Annotated in this window: 19 protein-coding genes and 5 tRNA genes; 15 read left to right on the top strand and 9 right to left on the bottom strand. The window is 70.3% G+C overall.

The window, feature by feature from the left end:
• The first annotated feature begins 327 nt into the window (after positions 1-327).
• Both AB0E67_RS00790 and AB0E67_RS00785 read left to right on the top strand, forming a co-directional pair.
• Entirely contained in the window at positions 328-1,911 is a 1,584-nt protein-coding gene (locus AB0E67_RS00790) for an acyl-CoA carboxylase subunit beta (RefSeq protein ID WP_362019141.1), read from the top strand.
• Between the two features lie 90 nt (positions 1,912-2,001).
• On the top strand, positions 2,002-2,205 hold the full coding sequence (locus AB0E67_RS00785) for an acyl-CoA carboxylase subunit epsilon (RefSeq protein ID WP_362019138.1): 204 nt from the start codon (positions 2,002-2,004) through the stop codon (positions 2,203-2,205).
• 167 nt (positions 2,206-2,372) lie between these two features.
• On the opposite strand, the gene AB0E67_RS00780 is transcribed toward AB0E67_RS00785, so the two are convergent.
• From AB0E67_RS00780 to AB0E67_RS00745, 8 genes are all read right to left on the bottom strand, one after another.
• The gene (locus tag AB0E67_RS00780; RefSeq protein ID WP_014048542.1) at positions 2,373-2,954 is read right to left on the bottom strand and encodes an ATP/GTP-binding protein; all 582 of its coding nucleotides are present in this window, start codon (positions 2,952-2,954) and stop codon (positions 2,373-2,375) included.
• Positions 2,935-3,573, bottom strand: a complete 639-nt coding sequence (locus tag AB0E67_RS00775) for a DUF742 domain-containing protein (protein ID WP_362019135.1) — start codon at positions 3,571-3,573, stop codon at positions 2,935-2,937. Before AB0E67_RS00775 ends, AB0E67_RS00780 begins: the two co-directional genes overlap by 20 nt.
• A gap of 112 nt (positions 3,574-3,685) precedes the next feature.
• Entirely contained in the window at positions 3,686-4,099 is a 414-nt protein-coding gene (locus AB0E67_RS00770; RefSeq protein ID WP_009997645.1) for a roadblock/LC7 domain-containing protein, read from the bottom strand.
• 10 nt (positions 4,100-4,109) lie between these two features.
• On the bottom strand, positions 4,110-7,472 hold the full coding sequence (locus AB0E67_RS00765; RefSeq protein WP_362019132.1) for a nitrate- and nitrite sensing domain-containing protein: 3,363 nt from the start codon (positions 7,470-7,472) through the stop codon (positions 4,110-4,112).
• A 351-nt stretch (positions 7,473-7,823) separates the two neighbouring features.
• Positions 7,824-8,405, bottom strand: a complete 582-nt coding sequence (locus AB0E67_RS00760; RefSeq protein ID WP_073784781.1) for an ATP/GTP-binding protein — start codon at positions 8,403-8,405, stop codon at positions 7,824-7,826.
• Entirely contained in the window at positions 8,386-8,793 is a 408-nt protein-coding gene (locus tag AB0E67_RS00755; RefSeq protein ID WP_362019129.1) for a DUF742 domain-containing protein, read from the bottom strand. The genes AB0E67_RS00760 and AB0E67_RS00755 overlap by 20 nt, the downstream gene beginning before the upstream one ends.
• A 118-nt stretch (positions 8,794-8,911) precedes the next feature.
• The gene (locus AB0E67_RS00750; protein ID WP_362021331.1) at positions 8,912-9,325 is read right to left on the bottom strand and encodes a roadblock/LC7 domain-containing protein; all 414 of its coding nucleotides are present in this window, start codon (positions 9,323-9,325) and stop codon (positions 8,912-8,914) included.
• Between the two features lie 9 nt (positions 9,326-9,334).
• A complete protein-coding gene (locus tag AB0E67_RS00745; RefSeq protein WP_362019126.1) occupies positions 9,335-12,919 on the bottom strand; it encodes a nitrate- and nitrite sensing domain-containing protein in 3,585 nt (1,194 codons plus the stop codon).
• 822 nt (positions 12,920-13,741) lie between these two features.
• Here AB0E67_RS00745 and AB0E67_RS00740 point away from each other — a divergent pair.
• The 9 genes from AB0E67_RS00740 (at position 13,742) to AB0E67_RS00700 (ending at position 17,949) form a co-directional block, all read left to right on the top strand.
• Positions 13,742-13,930 carry a hypothetical protein gene (locus AB0E67_RS00740; protein ID WP_362019123.1) on the top strand — a complete coding sequence of 63 codons (189 nt, stop codon included), beginning with the start codon at positions 13,742-13,744 and terminating at the stop codon, positions 13,928-13,930.
• A gap of 146 nt (positions 13,931-14,076) precedes the next feature.
• The gene (locus AB0E67_RS00735; protein WP_360103984.1) at positions 14,077-14,853 is read left to right on the top strand and encodes a fumarylacetoacetate hydrolase family protein; all 777 of its coding nucleotides are present in this window, start codon (positions 14,077-14,079) and stop codon (positions 14,851-14,853) included.
• A complete protein-coding gene (gene gltX / locus AB0E67_RS00730; protein ID WP_362019120.1) occupies positions 14,846-16,321 on the top strand; it encodes a glutamate--tRNA ligase in 1,476 nt (491 codons plus the stop codon). Before AB0E67_RS00735 ends, gltX begins: the two co-directional genes overlap by 8 nt.
• A gap of 333 nt (positions 16,322-16,654) precedes the next feature.
• Positions 16,655-17,374 (top strand): HAD family hydrolase, encoded by a 720-nt coding sequence (locus AB0E67_RS00725; RefSeq protein WP_362019117.1) that lies wholly within the window; start codon positions 16,655-16,657, stop codon positions 17,372-17,374.
• Positions 17,375-17,461: 87 nt separating this feature from the next.
• Positions 17,462-17,533 (top strand) — tRNA-Gln (locus tag AB0E67_RS00720).
• Between the two features lie 26 nt (positions 17,534-17,559).
• Positions 17,560-17,632: transfer RNA gene (locus AB0E67_RS00715), tRNA-Glu, on the top strand.
• Between the two features lie 61 nt (positions 17,633-17,693).
• A tRNA-Glu gene (locus AB0E67_RS00710) sits at positions 17,694-17,766 on the top strand.
• 12 nt (positions 17,767-17,778) lie between these two features.
• A tRNA-Gln gene (locus AB0E67_RS00705) sits at positions 17,779-17,850 on the top strand.
• A 26-nt stretch (positions 17,851-17,876) separates the two neighbouring features.
• A tRNA-Glu gene (locus tag AB0E67_RS00700) sits at positions 17,877-17,949 on the top strand.
• A gap of 262 nt (positions 17,950-18,211) precedes the next feature.
• Here the strand turns inward: AB0E67_RS00700 and ndgR are convergent.
• Entirely contained in the window at positions 18,212-18,928 is a 717-nt protein-coding gene (ndgR, locus tag AB0E67_RS00695) for an IclR family transcriptional regulator NdgR (protein WP_073784801.1), read from the bottom strand.
• Positions 18,929-19,102: 174 nt separating this feature from the next.
• On the opposite strand from ndgR, the gene leuC reads away from it, so the two are divergent.
• From leuC to AB0E67_RS00675, 4 genes are all read left to right on the top strand, one after another.
• Positions 19,103-20,533, top strand: a complete 1,431-nt coding sequence (gene leuC / locus AB0E67_RS00690; protein ID WP_362019114.1) for a 3-isopropylmalate dehydratase large subunit — start codon at positions 19,103-19,105, stop codon at positions 20,531-20,533.
• Between the two features lie 5 nt (positions 20,534-20,538).
• Positions 20,539-21,132 carry a 3-isopropylmalate dehydratase small subunit gene (gene leuD / locus AB0E67_RS00685; RefSeq protein ID WP_362019111.1) on the top strand — a complete coding sequence of 198 codons (594 nt, stop codon included), beginning with the start codon at positions 20,539-20,541 and terminating at the stop codon, positions 21,130-21,132.
• Positions 21,133-21,236: 104 nt separating this feature from the next.
• A complete protein-coding gene (locus AB0E67_RS00680; RefSeq protein ID WP_073784807.1) occupies positions 21,237-21,464 on the top strand; it encodes a hypothetical protein in 228 nt (75 codons plus the stop codon).
• Between the two features lie 143 nt (positions 21,465-21,607).
• The gene (locus AB0E67_RS00675) at positions 21,608-22,240 is read left to right on the top strand and encodes an HU family DNA-binding protein (RefSeq protein WP_362019108.1); all 633 of its coding nucleotides are present in this window, start codon (positions 21,608-21,610) and stop codon (positions 22,238-22,240) included.
• Positions 22,241-22,319 lie beyond the last annotated feature (79 nt).

Below are 22,319 nucleotides of genomic sequence, written 5' to 3'. Positions count from 1 at the left end.
CCCGACGAGACCCCCCGGAGCTTCCGGCCCGCCCGGCCGTTGCCCGGGGCCGACGGTCGTCCCGAGCCCCCGGCACCGCGGACCGCGCCCCCTCCGAGGGGGCGTACCCTCGTGCGGAACACCCGACCGGAGCACACCCCGAGGCTGACAGCAGTGTGCGGCAGACCACAGGTGAGCTTTATAGGAACCGCACAACTCCGGACCGGCGAAAGCTGGTACTTCGCCTGCATGGCGCCCTGGCACTGTCAGGCTCCACCAGGAATCGGGTCGGGAGACTGTACGGAGTCGACGGCAGGATTTGCTTGCCGGGGTTCGTAGGGTCGGTGCATGACCGTTGTGGACGAAACCCCGGGCGAGCCGAGCGACACCCGCGGCCGAGTGGCCGAGCTGCTGGCGCTGCGTGAGCAGGCCCGTCGCGGACCGAGTGACCGGGCGACCGAGGCGCAGCACGCCAAGGGCAAGCTGACGGCGCGTGAGCGCATCGAGCTGCTGGTCGACCCGGGGTCGTTCCGGGAGGTCGAGCAGCTGCGCCGGCACCGGGCGACCGGCTTCGGCCTGGAGCAGAAGAAGCCCCACACGGACGGCGTGATCACCGGATGGGGCACGGTCGACGGCCGTACGGTCTTCGTCTACGCGCACGACTTCCGGATCTTCGGCGGCGCCCTGGGCGAGGCCCACGCCACCAAGATCCACAAGATCATGGACATGGCGATCGCGGCGGGTGCCCCGCTGGTGTCGCTGAACGACGGCGCGGGTGCCCGTATCCAGGAGGGCGTCAGCGCGCTCGCCGGGTACGGCGGGATCTTCCAGCGCAACACCAAGGCGTCGGGCGTCATCCCGCAGATCAGCGTGATGCTCGGCCCGTGCGCGGGCGGCGCCGCCTACTCCCCGGCGCTCACGGACTTCGTGTTCATGGTGCGGGACACCTCGCAGATGTTCATCACCGGTCCGGACGTGGTGAAGGCGGTCACGGGCGAGGAGATCACCCAGAACGGGCTCGGCGGCGCGGACGTGCACGCCGAGACCTCGGGCGTGTGCCACTTCGCGTACGACGACGAGGAGACCTGCATCGCCGAGGTCCGGTACCTGCTCGGCCTGCTGCCCTCCAACAACCGGGAGAACCCGCCGGCCGTGGCCGGTGACGACCCGGCCGACCGGCGCGGCGACGTCCTGCTGGACCTGGTCCCCGCCGACGGCAACCGTCCGTACGACATGCACAAGGTCATCGAGGAACTCGTCGACGACGGCGACTACCTGGAGATCCACGAGCGCTGGGCCCGCAACATCGTGTGCGCCCTCGCCCGCATGGACGGCCAGGTCGTCGGGATCGTGGCCAATCAGCCGCAGGTCCTGGCCGGTGTCCTGGACATCGAGGCATCCGAGAAGGCGGCCCGTTTCGTCCAGATGTGTGACGCCTTCAACATCCCCATCATCACTCTTTTGGACGTACCCGGCTTCCTTCCGGGGGTGGACCAGGAGCACGGTGGAATCATTCGGCACGGCGCGAAGCTGCTCTACGCGTACTGCAACGCCACCGTGCCGAGGATCTCGCTGATCCTGCGCAAGGCGTACGGCGGTGCCTACATCGTGATGGACAGCCAGTCCATCGGTGCCGACCTGACGTACGCCTGGCCGACCAACGAGATCGCCGTGATGGGCGCGGAGGGCGCCGCCAACGTGATCTTCCGCCGACAGATCGCCGAGGCCGGGGACCCGGAGGCCATGCGGACACGCATGGTCAAGGAGTACAAGGCCGAACTGATGCACCCGTACTACGCGGCGGAGCGCGGCCTGGTGGACGACGTCATCGACCCCGCCGAGACCCGCGAGGTGCTGATCGCCTCGCTCGCCATGCTCCGCACCAAGCACGCCGACCTGCCGTCGCGCAAGCACGGCAACCCCCCGCAGTAGTCCGCGGCCGGGGTCGCGGGAACACCGCGAAGCCGCCGGGTCCGCGAAGACCTGCCGAGAAGACCTGTCGAGAAGACGGAGAGACCTCCCATGAGCACTGCCACAGCATCCGTGCTGCGCGTCGAGAAGGGCACCGCCGCCCCCGAGGAACTGGCCGCGATAACCGCCGTCCTGCTCGCCCGCGCCGCCGCGCAGCCCGACGCCACCCCCGCCCACCGCGGCCGCAGCACCGCCGGGTGGCGCCGTCTGGAGCGCACCCCGGGCTTCCGTGCCCCGCACTCCTGGCAGCGCTGACGGACACCACGACGCGCTGATGCCCCGCACTCCCGGTCCTCCGGTGAGTGCGGGGCATCAGTACGTCGTACGGACTTCTCTTCCCGGGCCTCGCTCCCGGTGGCACCCGCCCCGTGCCCGGTGACACCCGCGGACGCCACCGGGACCAGGGCATGCCGGTCACGGCACTAGCGCAGCCGTGCCATCAGCGCGTGCTCGACGAGGGTGATCAGCGCGCTCTTGGCGTCGGCGCGGTGCCGGGCGTCCGTGGTCAGGATCGGGGTGTCGGGGCCGATCTGGAGTGCTTCGCGGACCTCGTCGGGGGTGTAGGGCTGGTGTCCGTCGAAGCCGTTGAGGGCGATGACGAAGGGAAGGCCGCTGTTCTCGAAGTAGTCGACGGCGGGGAAGCAGTCGGCGAGGCGGCGGGTGTCGACGAGGACGACGGCGCCGATGGCGCCGCGGACGAGGTCGTCCCACATGAACCAGAAGCGGTCCTGTCCGGGCGTACCGAAGAGGTACAGGATCAGGTCCTGGTCCAGCGTGATCCGGCCGAAGTCCATCGCCACCGTCGTGGTGGTCTTGTCCCCGGTGTGCGTCAGGTCGTCGATGCCCGCGGACGCCGAGGTCATCACGGCTTCGGTGCGCAGCGGGTTGATCTCCGAGACGGCACCGACGAACGTGGTCTTACCCACGCCGAAGCCCCCTGCCACCACGATCTTCGCCGAGGTAGTGGAGCGGGCTGCTCCGCCGCTAGAGCTTGCGAAGTCCACTGAGCACCCTTTCGAGCAGTGTCACATCTGGCTGGCCACCGGCGGACTCGTCGCCGCCGGGCTGATGGATAGCGACGAGTCCGGCCTCTGCCAGGTCGGCTACGAGGATCCGGGCAACGCCGAGGGGTATCGAGAGCAGTGCCGAAATCTCGGCGACCGACTTGATCTCGAAGCACAACCGGCAGATCCGCTGATGCTCGGGCAACTGCCCTTGCAGCCGCGACGGATCGGCCGTGGTACTGACCAACGCCTCAATCGCGAGTTGGTAGCGCGGTCGGGTCCGGCCGCCGGTCATGGCGTACGGACGGACGAGCGGATTGTGCGCGGCGGGGGCGGCCGGCTCGGGGGCCTGCCGCGGCGGCACGGGCTGGATACGGGGCGGTCGGGGCGGGGTGTCGCGGTACGGCCGCTGCGGGGGCCAGGCGGGCTCCTGCGGGCCGCTCGACGGCTGCTGCGGGTGTTCCGGCTGCTGCGGCCACCGATGGGGCCGGAACGGCCGGTACGGCTGTTGCGTGCGCTGTCCGCTGGGCGCGGAGGGGAAGTTGAAGGGATTGCTCCCGTGCTCACCCGGCACGTTCTGGCCGCCGTTGTACCGGTGCCCGTCTGGGGGTGTTGTCACGATTCCTCCTCCGCCTGCCGGTCCCGATCCCAGTGGGGCCGCGCCACCGCACCTTATGACCCGGTGGCGCGAAACGCACTGTCCGTTTATCAGTTAAGAAGACTTCCTTTTGCTAGTTGAGAAGACTTCCTTGCAGCTCGGCCCGGAGATCCGGCGTGAGGACGTTGCCCGCACGGTCGACGAGCAGGGCCATCTCGTAGCCGACCAGACCGATGTCGGCCTCCGGGTGCGCGAGCACGGCCAGCGAGGATCCGTCGGAGATGGACATGATGAAGAGGAAGCCGCGCTCCATCTCCACCACGGTCTGGTTCACGGCGCCGCCCTCGAAGATCCGGGAGGCACCCGCGGTCAGCGAGGTCAGACCGGAGGCGACGGCCGCGAGCTGATCGGCACGGTCACGCGGAAATCCCTCGGACATGGCCAGCAGGAGTCCGTCGGCGGAGACCACCACCGTGTGCGACACCCCGGGGGTGTTGTCCACGAAGTTGGTGATCAACCAGTTCAGATTCTGCGCCGCCTGGCTCATCGGGCTCACACTAACGCTCCTGGTTGTAGGTGTTACTCGTGTCCGAACCCGCGTTACGTCCCCGCAGTACGCCCCGCCGCAGGTTGCTCAACCTGCCGCGGATGTCCTCGGGTGCGCGGGAGACCTGTGGGCCGCCCTGCGGCGTCTGCTCCGCCGTACCCTCGACCAGATTGGCCTTGGGCACCCGCCGGGGGAGTCCGGACGGGGTGACCCCGCCCGCCTTCGGCTCACGGAGCTTCTCGGCCCGCTCCCAGCGTTCGTCGTTCTTCGAACGCCAGTCGTCGGAGCCGTTCGCGTCCTGCCGCGGGGGCGACTGTCGAGGCGGCAGCTCGTCCTGCTGCTGCGGCTGTTGCGCGGCGAGCGGCCGGGTGTTTCCGCGCCCGGTGGGCTGCCAGTGCTGCTGGCTGCCCCGGCGCGGCAGACCGGCTTCGGTCAGCTCGTGGCCGGAGTTCGGGGTGGGTCCCGGACGGTTGAAGCCTACGCTTTCCGGGGCCTCGGCGGAGGTGCTCGGGGCAGATTCCGCTTCCGTTCCGGGCGAGGGCTCGGGCGTCTGCGGGTAGCCGTCCCGGTCCGTCCACTCGTCCTGCTGCGGGTCGGTGGCGAACGTCTCCTCGGGCATCGTCCTGGAGGAATCGCCGGGCGCATATGCCGGTTCCGTATATGCCGGTTCCGGATATTCGCCCGGGGCGACGGCACCGGGCTGTGCGGCCGAGCCGTCGTCGTCGGGGTGCGGAGCGTAGCCGCCCTCGTACGGGGTCCGGCCGTACTGGTCCCGCCCGTACTGTTCCGGGGCGTACGGCTGCTGTCCAGGCTCCTGCCCGTACTGCTCCTGCCGGAACCGGTCCTGACCGTACTGGTCCTGCCCGTAGGGCTCCTGTCCGTACTGCGCCTGCCCGTACGTCTCCTGGGAGTAGCCGTTCCGGGCCTGTTCGTTCCCGGGGTACCCGTGCTCCGGGTACCCGTTCTGCGCGTACGCGCCGTCGACGGGCCGGCCGGCGGCGTGCGGCTCCTGGCCGAACTGCGACCGCTCACCGGCCGTCTGGGCGCCCAGGGCCGCCCGGCGCTCCTCGCGCAGCAGCGAGCGGCCCACCGGGTCCAGCGGCGCGGCACCGGCCGGCGGCTGCTCGTAACGGGAGTCGTCGAAGCCCAGCTCGGCCGCCGTGCGCATCTGGGGCCGGGGCGCGGGCTGTTCGGTCTCCTGCTGCTCGGGAATGATCGAGGAGACGGTGAAGTCGCCCTGGGCCTCGGCCGGTTCGCCACCGCCGCCGCCGCCGTGGGTGATGGCGTCCGGCAGCATGACCAGCGAAGTGGTCCCGGCCTGTTCCCCCGAGGGACGCAGCTGGACCCGGATGCCGTGCCGGTCGGACAGCCGGCCGACCACGAACAGGCCCATCCGCTGCGACACCGCGGCGTCCACCGTCGGCGGGTTGGCCAGCCGGTGGTTGATGTCGGCGAAGTCCTCGGGGGTGAGCCCGATTCCCTTGTCGTGGATCTCGATCATCACGCGGCCGTCGGGCAGCCGGGTCGCGGTGACCCGCACCTTGGTCTGTGGCGAGGAGAACGTGGTGGCGTTCTCCAGCAGCTCGGCCAGCAGATGCACCAGGTCGGTGACGGACTCGCCGTGGATCTCGGTCTCCGGTACGCCGGACACCTCGATGCGCTCGTACGACTCCACCTCGGAGCAGGCGGCCCGCACCACGTCGACCAGCGGGACCGGCTGGTTCCAGCGGCGGCCGGGTTCCTCGCCGGCGAGGACGAGGAGGTTCTCGCCGTTGCGGCGCATGCGGGTGGCCAGGTGGTCCAGCCGGAACAGGTTCTCCAGCTGGTCCGGGTCGGCCTCGTTGTTCTCCAGATCGGTGATGAGGGTCAACTGGCCCTCGATCAGCGACTGGTTGCGGCGCGAGAGGTTGGTGAAGATCGCGTTGACGTTGCCCCGCAGCATGGCCTGCTCGGCCGCCAGCCGGACCGCCTCGCGGTGTACCTGGTCGAAGGCGCGGGCGACCTCGCCGATCTCGTCGCGGCTGTCGATCGGGAGCGGCCGGACACGGGTGTCGACCAGCCCCGGATCGTTCCTGGACAGCTGGTCGACGAGCATCGGCAGCCGCTGCTCGGCGATCTGGAAGGCGGCCGTGCGCAGCTCGCGCATGGAACGGCTCATCTGCCGTGCCATCAGCCCGGCCAGGACGAACGCGGCCAGCAGCGCGACGACCACGACGGCGGCGTCGACGATCGCGTCGTTGCGGGCGCCGGACGAGATGTCCGCCGCCTCGGCCACCGCCTTGTCGACGAGTTCCTTCTCGATCGTGGCGTAGCCGTCGAACTTGGCGGTGGCGGCCGCCAGCCAGGTCTCCGGCGTGATGCCCTTCGCGGCCAGCTTCTCGGGGGACTCGCCCCGGGCGATCTGCTGGGCCATGCCGTCGAAGACCGAGCCGTCGACGCTCGGCGGGTCGACGAAGGGGGTGCCGGCCGCCTCGGCCCGCTCCTCGGCCTTCTTCAGCTCCTTCGCCCCGGCGGCCGCCTGGGCGGTCATGACCTGCTTCAGCCGCTTCGAGTCGGCCTCCGTGCCACCGGAGCCGAACTCGTCGAGCGCGATCCGTTCCAGGTAGTTGTACGAGCCGAACGCCTTCACCTGGGCGTCGAAGGTGGCGCCCTTCCGGCTCGGCCGCACCAGCAGATGCATGCCGATGGAGCGCTGAAGCGATTCTGCGGCCTGGGCCAGCTGGATCGCGTAGACCGTGCGGCCGTAGCTGGTGATGTTGCCGGTGCCCAGGCCCAGTTCGTTGGCGAACTCCATGAGGGAGTGCTGCACCTGGACGTAGCCCTCTTCCGTCCTCACCGGGTCCATGCCCTCGGCGTAGGCGGACTTGCGCAGCTCGGGGAGCTTGGGCTCCTCCAGCCGGAACAGCTGCAGGCGCCGTTCCAGGCCGCGCTTGGCGGGCATCCCCTTCACGGCCTCGTCGAACTTGGCCGCGGCGGCGTCGGTGGTGGCCCGGACCCGGTCGATCGTGGCGTTGTCGCGTTCGTTCGACAGGAGGGGGCGGGCCGAGAGGTCGCGTTCGTCGAGGAGGGCCTGGCCGTACTCGGAGGCCGCGCGGACGATCAGCGCGGTCCTCTCGGCGTCCTGGGCCCCGCGCCAGGTGTCGACCGAGCCCTTCACCTGGAAGCCGCCCATGACCAGGCCGACCAGTACCGGAATGAGGAGGATGGCGTTCAGCCGGGTGGGCACCCGCCAGTTGCGCGGGGCCAGTCGACTGGTGCTGCCGCCCGACCCCGTGTGCGCGGGCGCATCGGCGGGCGGCGCCGCGGCACGCGACGGCGGAGTGAAATTGCCCCGCTCAGGCTGCGCCGCGGAGCCATCCTTGCTTCGCCTCACTCGAACAACAACCTCTCGGCGTCGGCACCTACGGTGTGCCGTATTTCGTTCAGGGCCGTACTACTCAGAAGTTCGTCGAATTCCAGCACGGGGAGCGGTCGCGTTCCAAACACTCGGAATCAGCCATTCCGAGTGGTCCAAGCCTCGGATAAAACGGGCATAAAGAGCGAGCCCCGCCAAAAGGCGAGGCTCATGTGAGCGCAGCGGCACCGATTGACCGCATCGGGTGCTGAATACGCGGCAATTCTCTGTCGAAACGTTATGAAGGCGGGGGCGGATCGTGTCTAAGGACACAGTCCCGCCCCCCGCGGGTCGGGCTTGCAACTACCGTACCGCTCTACCGACTTGCACCTACTTGAGCCGTGCCATCAGCGCGTGCTCGACGAGGGTGATCAGTCCGCTCTTGGCGTCGGCGCGGTGCCGGGCGTCCGTCGTGATGATCGGGGTGTCGGGGCCGATCTGGAGTGCTTCGCGGACCTCGTCGGGGGTGTAGGGCTGGTGTCCGTCGAAGCCGTTGAGGGCGATGATGAACGGGAGGCCGCTGTTCTCGAAGTAGTCGACGGCGGGGAAGCAGTCGGCGAGGCGGCGGGTGTCGACGAGGACGACGGCGCCGATGGCGCCGCGGACGAGGTCGTCCCACATGAACCAGAAGCGGTCCTGTCCGGGCGTACCGAAGAGGTACAGGATCAGGTCCTGGTCCAGCGTGATCCGGCCGAAGTCCATCGCGACGGTCGTCGTCGTCTTGCCGCCCGTGTGCGTCAGGTCGTCGATGCCCGCGGACGCCGAGGTCATCACGGCTTCGGTGCGCAGCGGGTTGATCTCCGAGACGGCACCGACGAACGTGGTCTTACCCACGCCGAAGCCGCCCGCCACCACGATCTTCGCCGAGGTGGTGGCCCGGGCCGCTCCGCCGCTAGAGCTTGCGAAGTCCACTGAGCACCCTTTCGAGCAGTGTCACATCCGGCGCGCCGCCGGTCTCTCCGTTGCCCGGCTGGTGGATGGCCACCATGCCGGCTTCCGCCAGGTCCGCGACGAGGATCCGGGCCACGCCGAGCGGCATCGACAGCAGGGCCGAGACCTCGGCCACCGACTTGACCTCGCGGCACAGGTGGCAGATCCGCTGGTGCTCGGGGAGCAGTGTCGCCATGTGCGCGGGGTCGGCCGTGGTGGAGACCAGTGCCTCTATGGCGAGCTGGTAGCGGGGCCGGGTCCGGCCGCCGGTCATGGCATACGGGCGGACCAGCGGCTGGTCGCCTTCTCCGTCGTACGACGCGTGGTGCAGTGCGCCGTACGGGTCGGATGAGGCGGGTGGCGGGGTCATGAATCCTCCGGGCGTGACAGCAGAGTGTCGGCTTGCCGTCTGAAGGGCCGGTGGGGGCTCTAGGCGGCCGGACGGGCGAGGGTCTGAGGGCGTTTCCTGGTGGTCGGTTCGTGGCCGCCTATTGGAGCAGGCTGCCTTGGAGTTCGGCTCGGAGGTCCGGGGTGAGGACGGTGCCGGCGCGGTCGACCAGGAGGGCCATCTCGTAGCCGACCAGACCGATATCGGCCTCCGGGTGCGCGAGCACGGCCAGCGAGGATCCGTCGGAGATGGACATCAGGAACAGGAAGCCCCGTTCCATCTCCACCACGGTCTGGCTGACGGCGCCGCCCTCGAAGATCCGGGAGGCACCCGCGGTCAGCGAGGTCAGACCGGAGGCGACGGCCGCGAGCTGATCGGCACGGTCACGGGGGAAACCTTCGGACATGGCCAGCAGGAGTCCGTCGGCGGAGACCACCACCGTGTGCGACACCCCGGGGGTGTTGTCCACGAAGTTGGTGATCAACCAGTTCAGATTCTGCGCGGCCTGACTCATCGGGCTCAACTAACGCTCCTGCTGGTGAGTGGGGCCGAGTGGAAAACTGCCGGTCGACTGGTTGTTGGCCTGCCGACCCTGCTGGATGCCCCGGCGGAGATTGGTCAACCGCCCGCGCACGTCGTCGGGCGCACGCGACACCTGCGGACCCGACTGGTGGTTCTGCTGCTGGGCGGTGCCCGGCACCAGGTTGGCGCGAGGGACCCGGCGAGGCAGTCCGGACGTGGTGACTCCGCCTGCCGCGGGATTCTTGGCCCGCTCCGCCTGCCGTACGAGTTCGTCGTTCGGCGAGGGGCGCCAGGAGCTTGTGGGGGAACCGGGGTCGCTTCCCGTGAGGTGCGGCGCTGCGGCAGCCGAGGGGTCCTCCTGCTCCGCGCGCCCCGGGGAAGCCGGACCCTGCGTCCCGGCGGGCGGCTGCTGGCCGCCCTGCTGCGGGCCGTGGAACCAGTTCGTCTCCAGGGTGTCGTACAGCGGCGTACGGCCGTCGCCCGGACCGGCCGCGGGCGGCAGCGCCTCGGGCTGCGCCTGCGACGGCGCGACCGGACGGTACTGCCCGTCACCGGCGGTGGTCGGTGCGGCGGGCGGACGCGGGGCACCGAAGTCCTCGTCCTCCCGGCTCCGCTGACGCGGCGCCGACAGATCCTGGTCCCGCACCGGCGCGGGCGCCTGCTGCCCGAAGTCGGGGCGGGCGAACTGCGCGGTGCTCGCCGGGTCCTGCTGCTGTCCGAAGTCCGGGCGGGCGAACTGGCCGGTGCCCGCGGGGTCCTGCTGCTGTCCGAAGTCGGGACGGGCGAACTGGCCGGTGCCGGCCGGGTCCTGGGACGGCCCGTCCAGCGGCGACCGGCCCTGCGGGGCGGGGGCCGAGAAGTCGGGGCGCGCGAACTCGGCGGTGGAGCCGGGGCCCTGCCGGTCGTCGTCCGGCGACGGCCGCGGCGCGAGCTGCGGGTTCCCCGGCAGCTGGAACCGGCCGGTGGTCTCGGACTCCTCGTGGCCGCGCGGGGCGTCCGGCTGCGCCGGCTCCCCGGTGCCCCACCCGGCCTGCTGCGGGCGCTGCGGCAGGGGGTTGCCGCCGGGCAGTTCGGCACGCGGGCCGCCGACCGGGGGGAGCTGACGACCGGAGTCCACCGGAGCGCCGGGGTGGCCGAACGGGTCCTGCGGGGCCTGCTGAGGCTGCGGGGCCTGCGGAGGCTGCCACGCGGCCAGGTCCGGCCGGCCCTGCGGGCCACGCGCGTCCTGGTGGCCTCTGCCGCGGTTCGCGTCGAACAGGTCGGGCCCGTTCGGCTCCGTACGTCCGGTGTTGCCGCCCTGGCCGCGGGCGCCGAGCCGGGCGGCGTTGCCGAAGGCACCGGCGAGGCCGCCGCCCTGACGCGGCGCCGGGCGCGAGACGTCCTGCGGACCGCCGTCGGCCGGGAAACCGGCGTTCTGCTGGCCCTGCTCGTCCGGGGAACGCCGGGCGCCGCCGTCCCGCGTGGGCAGCGCCGCACGCGGACCGGGGCCCGCGCCGACCTGGCCGCGCGGACCGTTCTGGCCCCCCGGGACCGCGGGAGCGCCACCCGGGCCGGGGCGGGGGCCGCCCGCCGCGCCGGGGCCGCCGCCCGCGCCCAGGGCCCCGCCGGGGGTCCCGGCGGGCTGCTGCCCGGGCCCCTGACCGGGGGCCGGGCGGTTGCCGCCGTGCGCCACCTCGACGGGCAGCATGACCAGCGCGGTCGTCCCACCGGAGTCGGAGGGCCGCAGCTGGATCCGGATGCCGTGGCGCAGCGACAGGCGGCCGACCACGAACAGACCCATGCGGCGGGAGACGGAGACGTCCACGGTGGGCGGCGAGGCCAGCCGCTCGTTGATCGCGGCCAGGTCCTCGGGGGAGAGACCGATGCCGGTGTCGTGGATCTCGACCAGCACCCGGCCGTCGGGCAGCGCGTGACCGGTGACCCGGACCTTCGTCTGCGGGGAGGAGAACGACGTCGCGTTCTCCAGCAGCTCGGCGAGCAGGTGCACGAGGTCGTTGACGACCCGGCCCGCGACCTCGGTGGCGGGCACCGCGGCCAGTTCGATGCGCTCGTACTGCTCCACCTCGGAGGCGGCGGCGCGGAGCACGTCGACCAGCGGGACGGGCCGCGTCCACCGGCGGCCCGGCTCCTCGCCCGCGAGGACGAGGAGGTTCTCGCCGTTGCGGCGCATGCGGGTCGCGAGGTGGTCCAGCTTGAAGAGCGAGGACAGCTGGTCCGGGTCGGCCTCGCGCGACTCCAGCTCGGAGATGAGCGAGAGCTGACGCTGGATGAGGCCCTGGCTGCGGCGCGAGAGGTTGGTGAACATCGCGTTGACGTTGCCCCGCAGGAGCGCCTGCTCGGCGGCGAGCCGGACCGCCTCGCGGTGCACGTCGTCGAAGGCCGCGGCCACCTGGCCGATCTCGTCCCGGGAGTGCACACCGACGGACTCGACCGAGGTGTCGACGTCCTGCGGGTCGGCCTCGGACAGCTGCTTGACGATCTCGGGCAGCCGGTCCTGTGCGACACGCGTAGCGGTGTCCTGGAGCCGCCGCAGCGAACGGATCATCGACCGGGCGACGACGAAGGCGCCGACCAGGGAGACGCCGAGCACCAGCAGGATGAGCGCACCGCTGATGATCGCCTCGCGCTTCGACTCGTCGCGCAGCTCGCGGGCCTTGCTCTCCATGTCACCGAGGAGGGTGGCCTCGATGGTCGTCATGGCATTGATCTTGGTGGAGCTCTGGTCGTACCAGTCCATGTAGGAACGGCGCGCCGTGCCGCTCAGGCCCGTGGGGCTCTCCAGCACCTTCCTCGCGTAGGTCTCGGCGGCCTTGATCTCCGGGTTGCCGTTGGTCAGCGTGGAGGTCAGGTCGGCGGCGTTGTTGCCGGTGGCCGAGTAGACCGCCACGAAGGAACGCATGGCCGCGCCCTCCTTGCCCAGTGCCCCTTTGCCGAACTGCTGGTCGTTCGGGTCGAGGTGCGGTTTCTTGTCGCCGACGGGCAGGGCCGCGGCGATGACCGCCCGCTGGATCGAGGCGTACTCCTTGGCGGAGGAGAAGGCCGCCAGTGCGCGGGTCCGCTTGATCATCTCCGAGTTGCTGGTGGCCTGGGCCATGTCCTGCGAGAGGCTCAGCAGCGAGGTGATCAGCTGGCTGTACCGGTCGATGGTCTGGAGGCTCGGTGCGTCCTTGGCGTACGCGTTCTTGCGGATCTCGCGGATCTCGCCCAGCTGGGTGGCGATCTGGTTGACGCTGGAGTGGATGCCTTCGAGGGCCTCGTCACCGGAGGGGTCGCCGATGGAGGTCGTCGCGTCGAGGAAGGCGGCCTGCGCCTTGTCGGTCTTGTCGCGGGGGACGCTGACCTTGTAGTTGCTGGTGGTCCCGCCGTGGGACAGCGGACCGGCCGAGCTGTCGCGCTCCATCTGGAGCGCCTGGGCGAGCTGGGTCGCCTGCATGGTCAGCTTGGTGAGCAGCTGCATGTGGTCCAGCTGCTGCATGTCGTTCATGGACTCGTTGATCCGCAGACCGCCGAGTGTGGTCGCCGCGACCACGGGCAGTGCGAGCAGCGAGACCAGGCGCGTGCTGATGCGCCAGTTGCGAAGGGCCATGCGCGAACCCGCGCCGGAGGGCTCGCGGGACTTGGACGACGCGTCCGGCTCGCCGGCGTCCGGCGCGCTGCCGGGACGGCGGTCGTCCCCGTCGCCGGGTCTGGCGGGTCCGGGGCCCTGGGCGTGCTGGGGCGAGGAGCCGCGGTCGGTCCCGCCGTGCGGCTCCGGCTCAGCCGCGGCTTCCCCCCGGCCCTGACGGGCCTGGGGAGACCCGGTGCCATCCCTCTTGAAACGTCCCTGCACTAGCGTCGCAACCTCTGGACCAGGCGCCCCCTCCGCGCGAGGCGGGTGGGACGGTGTCGGCGTCATGGGGCGAGGTGTCCGCCCCTGTCGGTCGTGAGTGACCGGCGCTCTTCCCCCTTCCCGCCGCCACTCGGCGCTGCTTGCGCCCCTGCGCGCCGGCCTGAAACCCGCGGCGGTGCGTGGAATTCCAGCACAGTGCCGGATCTCCAACAAGGGCCCCGTGCCAGGGCGGGATGCGGGTGACCCGTTGTGATGGAGGGGTAACCAGTGGTGGACGGTGATCATGGACAAAACGGAATATTGATCATCAATGGGCGGGTGGTGCAGGGTGTCCCAGTCGACATGATCAGGAGCGGAATGACTGATTCAGTTACTGAATGTCTGTTTTGTCGGAGGTAATGACGCGCCTGAATTGGGGCTTTTATCCCTGGAGTGGTGAGCAAACTCACACGATGATCGCCGCCTCATCCGGGCTTTCCAAGGGAATTCGATGTTTAGCCTGGCGTTTTACAGGGATGGCAAATCCGACAACCGGCGCCCCTCCGGGCGGCGCCCGTACCGACAGGGTCCCAGCGACAGATGAAGACGACGAAGACGCTCCGCAACATCGCCAACCCCCGCCGCACCACGCTGGCGCACCTCGAGGACGTCGCCGAACTGCGGACGCCGGAACGCCCGGAGCACTCCGTCGAGCTGCCCTCCCAGACGGCCAACCCCCGCCGCACCATCCTGATGGAGGCCCCGGCCGCGGCCGTGGCCGGGGAGTAGTACGCACGGCCGCCCCTCACGACCCCGCGCGCCGCCCCGCGACCCCGCGCCGGACGACCTTCCTTTCGGGCGGATCCCGCAGGCTGAGGCGTTAGCCTGGAGCGTCAGTCTTCAGTCAGCCAGCAAGTGAGGGGCGACAGCATCCCGTGCGCATCGCCAGGTTCTCCATCGACGGCAATGTCGCCTTCGGCGCCGTCGAGGGCGAGGGTCCCGACGGGCTCGTCCTCGACATCATCAAGGGCATCCCGTATGCCGAGTTCGAGCTCTCCGGCACCAAGGTCCCGCTGAGCAAGGTCCGCCTCCTCCCGCCGGTGCTCCCCAACAAGGTCGTGGCCATCGGCCGCAACTACGCGGAGCACGCCAAGGAGCTCGGCAACGAGGTACCGGACGTCCCCGTCGCCTTCTTCAAGCCCACCACCTCGGTGATCGGCTCCGGCGACGCCATCGAGTACCCCTCCTTCTCGAACGAGCTCCACCACGAGGCCGAACTGGCCGTGGTCATCGGCCGCATGTGCCGCGAAGTGCCGCGCGAGCGCGTGAAGGACGTCATCTTCGGTTACACGTGCGCCAACGACGTCACCGCCCGCGACGCCCAGAAGCGCGAGAAGCAGTGGGCCCGGGCCAAGGGATTCGACACCTCCTGCCCCCTCGGCCCCTGGGTGGAGACCGACCTCGACCCCCGCGATCTGACCATTCAGGCCACGGTCAACGGCGAGCAACGACAACTCGGCCGGACGAGCGACATGATCCGCTCGATCGAGGACCTGGTCGTCCACATCACGGAAGCGATGACGCTGCTTCCGGGCGACGTGATCCTCACCGGCACCCCCGCGGGGGTCGGCCCCCTCCATGTCGGCGACGAGGTCGCCGTCACCATCGAAGGCATCGGCACTCTCACCAACAAGGTGATCAAGCGTGGCTAACGCACCTGTACGCGTACGTTTCTGTCCCTCCCCGACCGGCAACCCCCATGTGGGCCTGGTCCGCACCGCACTGTTCAACTGGGCCTTCGCCCGGCACCACGGCGGCACCCTCGTCTTCCGCATCGAGGACACCGACGCCGCCCGCGACTCCGAGGAGTCCTACGGCCAGCTCCTGGACTCGATGCGCTGGCTCGGCTTCGACTGGGACGAGGGCCCCGAGGTGGGCGGTCCGCACGCCCCGTACCGCCAGTCGCAGCGCATGGACCTCTACAAGGACGTCGCCGAGAAGCTCCTCGCGGGCGGCTACGCGTACCACTGCTACTGCACCACCGAGGAGCTCGACGCCCGCCGCGACGCCGCCCGCGCCGCCGGGAAGCCGTCCGGCTACGACGGTCACTGCCGCGAGCTCACGGCCGAGCAGACCGCCGCGTACGAGAGCGAGGGCCGCACCTCCATCGTCCGCTTCCGGATGCCCGACGAGGCGCTCACCTTCACCGACCTGGTCCGCGGCGAGCTGACCTTCCAGCCGGAGAACGTGCCGGACTACGGCATCGTCCGTGCCAACGGCGCCCCGCTCTACACGCTGGTCAACCCGGTCGACGACGCCCTGATGGAGATCACCCACGTCCTGCGCGGCGAGGACCTGCTCTCCTCCACCCCGCGCCAGATCGCCCTCTACAAGGCGCTCATCGAGCTGGGCATCGCCAAGGACATCCCCGCCTTCGGCCACCTCCCGTACGTCATGGGCGAGGGCAACAAGAAGCTCTCCAAGCGCGACCCGCAGGCCTCCCTCAACCTCTACCGCGAGCGCGGCTTCGTGCCGGAGGGACTGCTCAACTACCTGTCCCTGCTCGGCTGGTCGATCTCCGAGGACCGTGACATCTTCTCCGTCGAGGAGATGGTGGCCGCGTTCGACATCAAGGACGTCAACGCCAACCCGGCGCGCTTCGACCTGAAGAAGTGCGAGCACATCAACGCCGAGCACATCCGCAGGATGGAGGTGAAGGCGTTCACCGAGGCGTGCGGCCCCTGGCTGAAGGCCCCGTTCGCCCCCTGGGCCCCGGAGTCCTTCGACGCGGAGCGGTTCGCCGCGATCGCCCCGCACGCGCAGACCCGTGTCACGGTCCTCTCCGACATCACGGCCAACGTCGACTTCCTCTTCCTGGACGCGCCGGTGGAGGACGAGGCGTCCTGGAACAAGGCGATGAAGGAGGGCTCCGACGCCCTGCTCGTCACGGCCCGCGCCAACCTGATCAACGCCGAGTGGAACGCGGACGCACTGAAGAACGCGATCCTCACCGCCGGCGAGGAGCACGGCCTGAAGCTCGGCAAGGCCCAGGCGCCGGTCCGCGTCGCGGTCACCGGCCGCACGATCGGCCTGCCGCTCTTCGAGTCCCTGGAGATCCTGGGCCGCGAGAAGACCATCGCCCGCATCGACGCGGCCCTGGCGAAGCTGGCGGCCGCGTAGGCCCTGGCCGTACGCCCGCAGGGGGCGGCACCCGGATCACCACCGGGCGCCGCCCCCGGGCGTTTCCAGGCCGCGAGGCACCGCCGGACCCGGCCGGTCGGCCGAGCTCCGGGAACGTCGTGCCGGGGACGCCTCGTGGACGTCCGACCAGCTGGTGCCCAGCCTGCTCTCCGGGCACGGTGAGGGCTCGTCACGCGGCGTCCCGGGCGGCCGGGACCGGGGAGCGGAAGGACGCGGGCCGCGACACGCGGCCATCCGCACGGCCCGTACCGACAGGCCCCCGGCATCGGGAAGTCCGGGACGGCGGGGCCCCGGCCGGGTTAGGTTTCGGGCATGGTCATCCGAGCCGTGCTCTGGGACATCGACGACACGATCTTCGACTACAGCGGCGCCGACCGCGTCGGCATGCGCACGCACCTCGAACAGGAGGGCCTGCCCGACGGATACGGCTCCGTCGAGCAGGCCCTCGTCGCATGGCGGGCGATCACCGATGTGCACTGGGCGCGGTTCGCGGCCGGGGAGACGGACTTTTCGGGGCAGCGCAGGGACCGGGTCCGGGAATTCCTCTCGCGGGCGCTGGACGACGCCGAGGCCGACGACTGGTTCGCCCGGCACGCGGCCCACTACGAGGCCGCCTGGTCGCTCTTCCCGGACGTCCTGCCCGTCCTGGACCGGCTGGCCGGCCGGTTCCGGCACGCGGTGCTGTCGAACTCCAGCATCCACAACCAGGACCGGAAGCTGCGCGTACTCGGCGTGCGGGACCGGTTCGAGGCCGTGGTGTGCGCGGTGGAGTTGGGCGTCTCCAAGCCCGAGCCCGGCGCCTTCCACGCCGCGTGCGACGCGCTCGCGCTGGAGCCGGGGGAGGTCGCGTACGTCGGGGACGAGCCGGACATCGACGCCCGCGGCGCGGGCGCCGCGGGGCTCATGGGGATCTGGCTGGACCGGGACGGACGCGGCGGACGGCCCGAACTCGTCCGCATCAGCGGGCTCGATCAGCTGCCCGCGCTGCTGGTGGGCGATACCCGTTTTGGAGCGCCGGACACCTTCGGGTAATGTTCTTCCTGCGCCGCCCGAGCGGGACGAAAGATCCGAACGGGAAGCGCAAAAGGAACAAAGACTCCGCAAGGGGTTGCGTTCCAGTGGGCTATGGTGTAATTGGCAACACTACGGTTTCTGGTACCGTCATTCTAGGTTCGAGTCCTGGTAGCCCAGCGCAGAAATGCAAACGCAAGAAACAAGCCCCCGTTGTGTAGCGGCCTAGCACGCTGCCCTCTCACGGCAGTAGCGCCGGTTCGAATCCGGTCGGGGGTACAGATCCTTCCCGCGAGATCGTCAGGGTAGCTCCCGTCGAACTCGATGCAGGATCGCTAGGGCCCCCGTTGTGTAGCGGCCTAGCACGCTGCCCTCTCACGGCAGTAGCGCCGGTTCGAATCCGGTCGGGGGTACTTGTATCACTGTGGGCTATGGTGTAATTGGCAACACTACGGTTTCTGGTACCGTCATTCTAGGTTCGAGTCCTGGTAGCCCAGCGCAGAAATGCAAACGCAAGAAGCAAGCCCCCGTTGTGTAGCGGCCTAGCACGCTGCCCTCTCACGGCAGTAGCGCCGGTTCGAATCCGGTCGGGGGTACAACAGCAGGACGGACAAGGGTCCTTCACTCCGGTGAAGGACCCTTCCGCTTGTGCGCGAGGCGGGTCGACCCGTGTCCGGCGCAGCGTGGCGTGTTCCCGGCGTTCGGGGTGTCGTTCCGTCATGTCCGTTGCCCCATGAGGGACTTGGCTCCGGCGGAGAGCTGGATGGGGCCGCCACGACGCTGGGGCGGCCGGGGGAGGAGTCGCACACCGCGCGGGAGAGCGCGTGACGGGGTGTGCGACCGGGGAGCGTACGGCCGTCAGCCGTTCCGGCGCAGGGCCTCGCTGAGTCGCGCCGCCGAGTCGATGACCGCCTGGGCGTGCATCCGGCCCGGGTGACGGGTCAGCCGCTCGATGGGTCCGGAGACCGAGACGGCGGCGACCACGCGGTTGGAGGGACCGCGCACCGGCGCCGAGACCGAGGCCACGCCCGGCTCGCGCTCACCGATCGACTGGGCCCAGCCCCGCCGCCGCACGCCCGAGAGCGCCGTCGCCGTGAAGCGGGCACCCTGGAGGCCGCGGTGCAGGCGCTCCGGCTCCTCCCAGGCCAGCAGGATCTGGGCCGACGAGCCGGCCTTCATGGTGAGCGTGGAGCCGACCGGCACGGTGTCCCGCAGACCGGACAGCCGCTCCGCCGCCGCCACGCAGATCCGCATGTCGCCCTGGCGCCGGTAGAGCTGCGCGCTCTCGCCCGTGATGTCACGCAGATGCGTGAGCACCGGCCCGGCCGTCGCCAGCAGACGGTCCTCGCCCGCCGCCGCGGCCAGCTCGGCCAGCCGGGGGCCGAGGATGAAACGGCCCTGCATGTCCCTCGCCACCAGACGGTGGTGTTCCAGTGCCACGGCGAGTCGATGGGCCGTGGGTCGTGCGAGCCCGGTCGCCGCGACCAGCCCGGCGAGGGTGGCCGGGCCGGACTCCAGGGCGCTCAGGACCAGAGCCGCCTTGTCGAGAACGCCGACGCCGCTAGAGTTGTCCATACGACGATACTCCCGTCTCACTCTGTGAAACGCAAGTTCAATTTTCGGCGGAAGTTGCCAACCTGGAAGGGCGGCCGCACAACGGCCCGCGGCCACCGCCCCGCTCGGGGGTCCGGACGGTGGCGCACCACATCTCTAGTTGGGCCGGCGAAGACGCCGGCCGGAGGGAAAGCGATGGGTAGGACACTCGCGGAGAAGGTCTGGGACGACCACGTCGTCCGGCGCGCCGAGGGCGAGCCCGACCTCCTCTTCATCGATCTGCACCTGCTGCACGAGGTCACCAGCCCGCAGGCGTTCGACGGCCTCCGCCAGGCCGGCCGCCGGGTGCGGCGCCTCGACCTCACCATCGCCACCGAGGATCACAACACCCCGACCCTCGACATCGACAAGCCGATCGCCGACCCGGTCTCGCGCGCCCAGCTGGAGACCCTGCGCAAGAACTGCGCGGAGTTCGGCGTGCGGCTGCACCCGCTGGGCGACGTCGAGCAGGGCGTCGTGCACGTGGTCGGCCCGCAGCTGGGCCTGACCCAGCCCGGCACGACGGTCGTGTGCGGCGACTCCCACACGTCCACGCACGGCGCGTTCGGCGCGCTGGCGTTCGGCATCGGCACCAGCCAGGTCGAGCACGTCCTGGCCACCCAGACGCTGCCGATGGCCCGCCCGAAGACCATGGCGATCACCGTCGACGGCGAACTGCCCGAGGGTGTCACCGCCAAGGACCTGATCCTCGCGATCATCGCCCGGATCGGCACCGGCGGCGGCCAGGGCTACATCATCGAGTACCGCGGCTCCGCCGTCGAGAAGCTCTCGATGGAGGCCCGGATGACCGTCTGCAACATGTCGATCGAGGCCGGGGCCCGCGCCGGCATGATCGCCCCGGACGAGACCACCTTCGCCTATCTCAAGGGCCGCGACCACGCCCCGCAGGGCGAGGACTGGGACGCCGCCGTCGCGTACTGGAAGACGCTGCGCACCGACGACGACGCGGTCTTCGACGCCGAGGTCGTCATCGACGCCGCCGAACTGGCGCCGTTCGTCACCTGGGGCACCAACCCCGGCCAGGGCGCGCCCCTGTCGGCCAGCGTCCCCGACCCGGCTTCGTACGAAGACGCATCGGAGCGGCTCGCCGCCGAAAAGGCCCTGGAATACATGGGGTTGACCGCCGGGCAGCCGCTGCGCGACATCAACGTGGACACCGTCTTCGTCGGTTCCTGCACCAACGGCCGGATCGAGGACCTGCGGGGCGCGGCCGCCGTCCTGGGTGGCCGCAAAGTCGCCGACGGAGTACGGATGCTGGTCGTTCCGGGCTCCGTCCGCGTCGCCCTCCAGGCCGTCGAGGAGGGCCTGGACAAGGTCTTCACCGCCGCGGGCGCCGAGTGGCGGCACGCCGGCTGCTCGATGTGTCTCGGCATGAACCCCGACCAGCTGGCCCCCGGTGAGCGCTCCGCCTCCACCTCGAACCGCAACTTCGAGGGCCGGCAGGGCAAGGGCGGCCGTACGCACCTGGTCTCCCCGCAGGTCGCAGCCGCCACCGCCGTGCTGGGCCACCTGGCCTCGCCCGCCGACCTGTCCGATGCCGACGTCCGTACGCCCGCTGGAGTCTGAGAAACATGGAAGCCTTCACCACGCACACCGGCCGGGCCGTCCCGCTGCGCCGCAGCAACGTCGACACCGACCAGATCATCCCCGCCCACTGGCTGAAGAAGGTCACCCGCGACGGCTTCGAGGACGGGCTCTTCGAGGCATGGCGCAAGGACGCCGACTTCGTCCTCAACCGCCCCGAGCGCGAGGGTGCGACGGTCCTGGTGGCCGGTCCCGACTTCGGCACCGGTTCGTCCCGCGAACACGCCGTGTGGGCGCTGCAGAACTACGGTTTCAAGGCCGTCATCTCCTCCCGGTTCGCCGACATCTTCCGCGGCAACTCGCTGAAGAACGGCCTGCTGACCGTCGTGCTCGACCAGGACACCGTCGACCGGATCTGGGCGCTGACCGAGACCGACCCGACGGCCGAGATCACCGTCGACCTGGAGGCCCGGCAGGTCCGCGCCGAGGGAATCACGGCGGACTTCGAACTCGACGAGAACGCCCGCTGGCGTCTGCTGAACGGGCTGGACGACATCAGCCTCACCCTTCAGAACGAAGCGGACATCGCGGCGTACGAGGCGGCCAGGCCGGCCTTCAAACCGCGTACGCTCAAGGTCTGAGCAGGACGTTTCCATGACTGCGCCCTCTGCCTCCCGGCAGGGGGCGCAGTCGCTTGTTGAGACCCCGTCGGGCGACAACTCGCCCCAGATGGCACAATCGGTGCATGGAACGCGACAGCCAACTCGAGCTTTACGGCCAAGTCGCCGACCGATTGAAGGAAGCGCACACAAGAGTGCGCGCACTGCAAGTCCCGGAGGGCGTACGGATGGCGCTGTCCCGGAAGCTGTTGGTCATCACGGCCGCGGCTAAGCACGATCTCCCGGATGCGGCAAGGCGTCTGGACCGGTTGATGAAGGACCTCGACGAGGGCCGACTCCCCGAAGGTGAGTGACTCTGCGGAACGACGCAGCGGTCGACTTCGTTGCGGCACTAGGGTGATTAGCCCGTTTCGTGTTTGATTTGCGGTATATATCTGCCTAACGTGCGAAAACGCTTGAACACTTTCGTTCTGGCAATGTCTCCGAAGGGGAAGACGTGAACAAGGCGCAGCTCGTAGAAGCGATTGCCGACAAGCTCGGCGGCCGTCAGCAGGCCGCGGACGCTGTCGACGCGGTGCTCGACGCGATCGTCCGTGCGGTCGTCGCGGGGGACCGGGTCTCGGTCACCGGCTTCGGCTCGTTCGAGAAGGTCGACCGCCCGGCCCGTTACGCCCGCAACCCGCAGACGGGCGAGCGGGTGCGGGTCAAGAAGACCTCGGTGCCGCGTTTCCGCGCGGGACAGGGCTTCAAGGACCTGGTGAGCGGCTCGAAGAAGCTCCCCAAGCATGACGTGGCCGTGAAGAAGGCGCCCAAGGGCAGCCTCACGGGCGGTGTTTCCGCCCGCACGACGGCCAAGGCCGCGGCCAAGAAGGCTGTGGCGAAGAAGGCTGTGGCGAAGAAGGCCGTGGCGAAGAAGGCCGCGCCGGCCAAGAAGACCACGGCGAAGAAGACCACCGCGGCGGCGAAGAAGACGACGGCGGCGGCCAAGAAGACCACGGCGGCCGCGGCGAAGAAGGCGGCGGCCAAGAAGACCGCGCCGGCCAAGAAGGCCGTGGCGAAGAAGGCGCCCGCGAAGAAGACCACGGCGCGGAAGACCACGGCGAAGAAGGCCACCGCACGGAAGAAGTGAGGCCGAGCAGCGCAGGCCGCTCATACGCGTCGGGCCGGGTTCCTCTCGGGGAGCCCGGCCCGCGGCTGTCACGGGGCCC

The sequence above is a fragment of the Streptomyces sp. NPDC032161 genome (assembly GCF_040636995.1).
GTDB lineage: Bacteria > Actinomycetota > Actinomycetes > Streptomycetales > Streptomycetaceae > Streptomyces.
The sequence above is the reverse complement of the archived record's forward strand: the minus strand, read 5'-3'. Positions and strand labels throughout refer to the sequence as shown.

Coding starts and splice junctions, on each gene's coding strand:
- AB0E67_RS00725 (WP_362019117.1), top strand. CDS start 16,655: ATGGTCATCCGAGCCGTGCTCTGGGACATCGACGACACGATCTTCGAC.
- AB0E67_RS00680 (WP_073784807.1), top strand. CDS start 21,237: ATGGAACGCGACAGCCAACTCGAGCTTTACGGCCAAGTCGCCGACCGA.
- AB0E67_RS00750 (WP_362021331.1), bottom strand. CDS start 9,325: ATGAGTCAGGCCGCGCAGAATCTGAACTGGTTGATCACCAACTTCGTG.
- AB0E67_RS00745 (WP_362019126.1), bottom strand. CDS start 12,919: ATGGCCCTTCGCAACTGGCGCATCAGCACGCGCCTGGTCTCGCTGCTC.
- leuD (WP_362019111.1), top strand. CDS start 20,539: ATGGAAGCCTTCACCACGCACACCGGCCGGGCCGTCCCGCTGCGCCGC.
- ndgR (WP_073784801.1), bottom strand. CDS start 18,928: ATGGACAACTCTAGCGGCGTCGGCGTTCTCGACAAGGCGGCTCTGGTC.
- AB0E67_RS00790 (WP_362019141.1), top strand. CDS start 328: ATGACCGTTGTGGACGAAACCCCGGGCGAGCCGAGCGACACCCGCGGC.
- AB0E67_RS00785 (WP_362019138.1), top strand. CDS start 2,002: ATGAGCACTGCCACAGCATCCGTGCTGCGCGTCGAGAAGGGCACCGCC.
- leuC (WP_362019114.1), top strand. CDS start 19,103: ATGGGTAGGACACTCGCGGAGAAGGTCTGGGACGACCACGTCGTCCGG.
- AB0E67_RS00770 (WP_009997645.1), bottom strand. CDS start 4,099: ATGAGCCAGGCGGCGCAGAATCTGAACTGGTTGATCACCAACTTCGTG.
- AB0E67_RS00755 (WP_362019129.1), bottom strand. CDS start 8,793: ATGACCCCGCCACCCGCCTCATCCGACCCGTACGGCGCACTGCACCAC.
- AB0E67_RS00740 (WP_362019123.1), top strand. CDS start 13,742: ATGAAGACGACGAAGACGCTCCGCAACATCGCCAACCCCCGCCGCACC.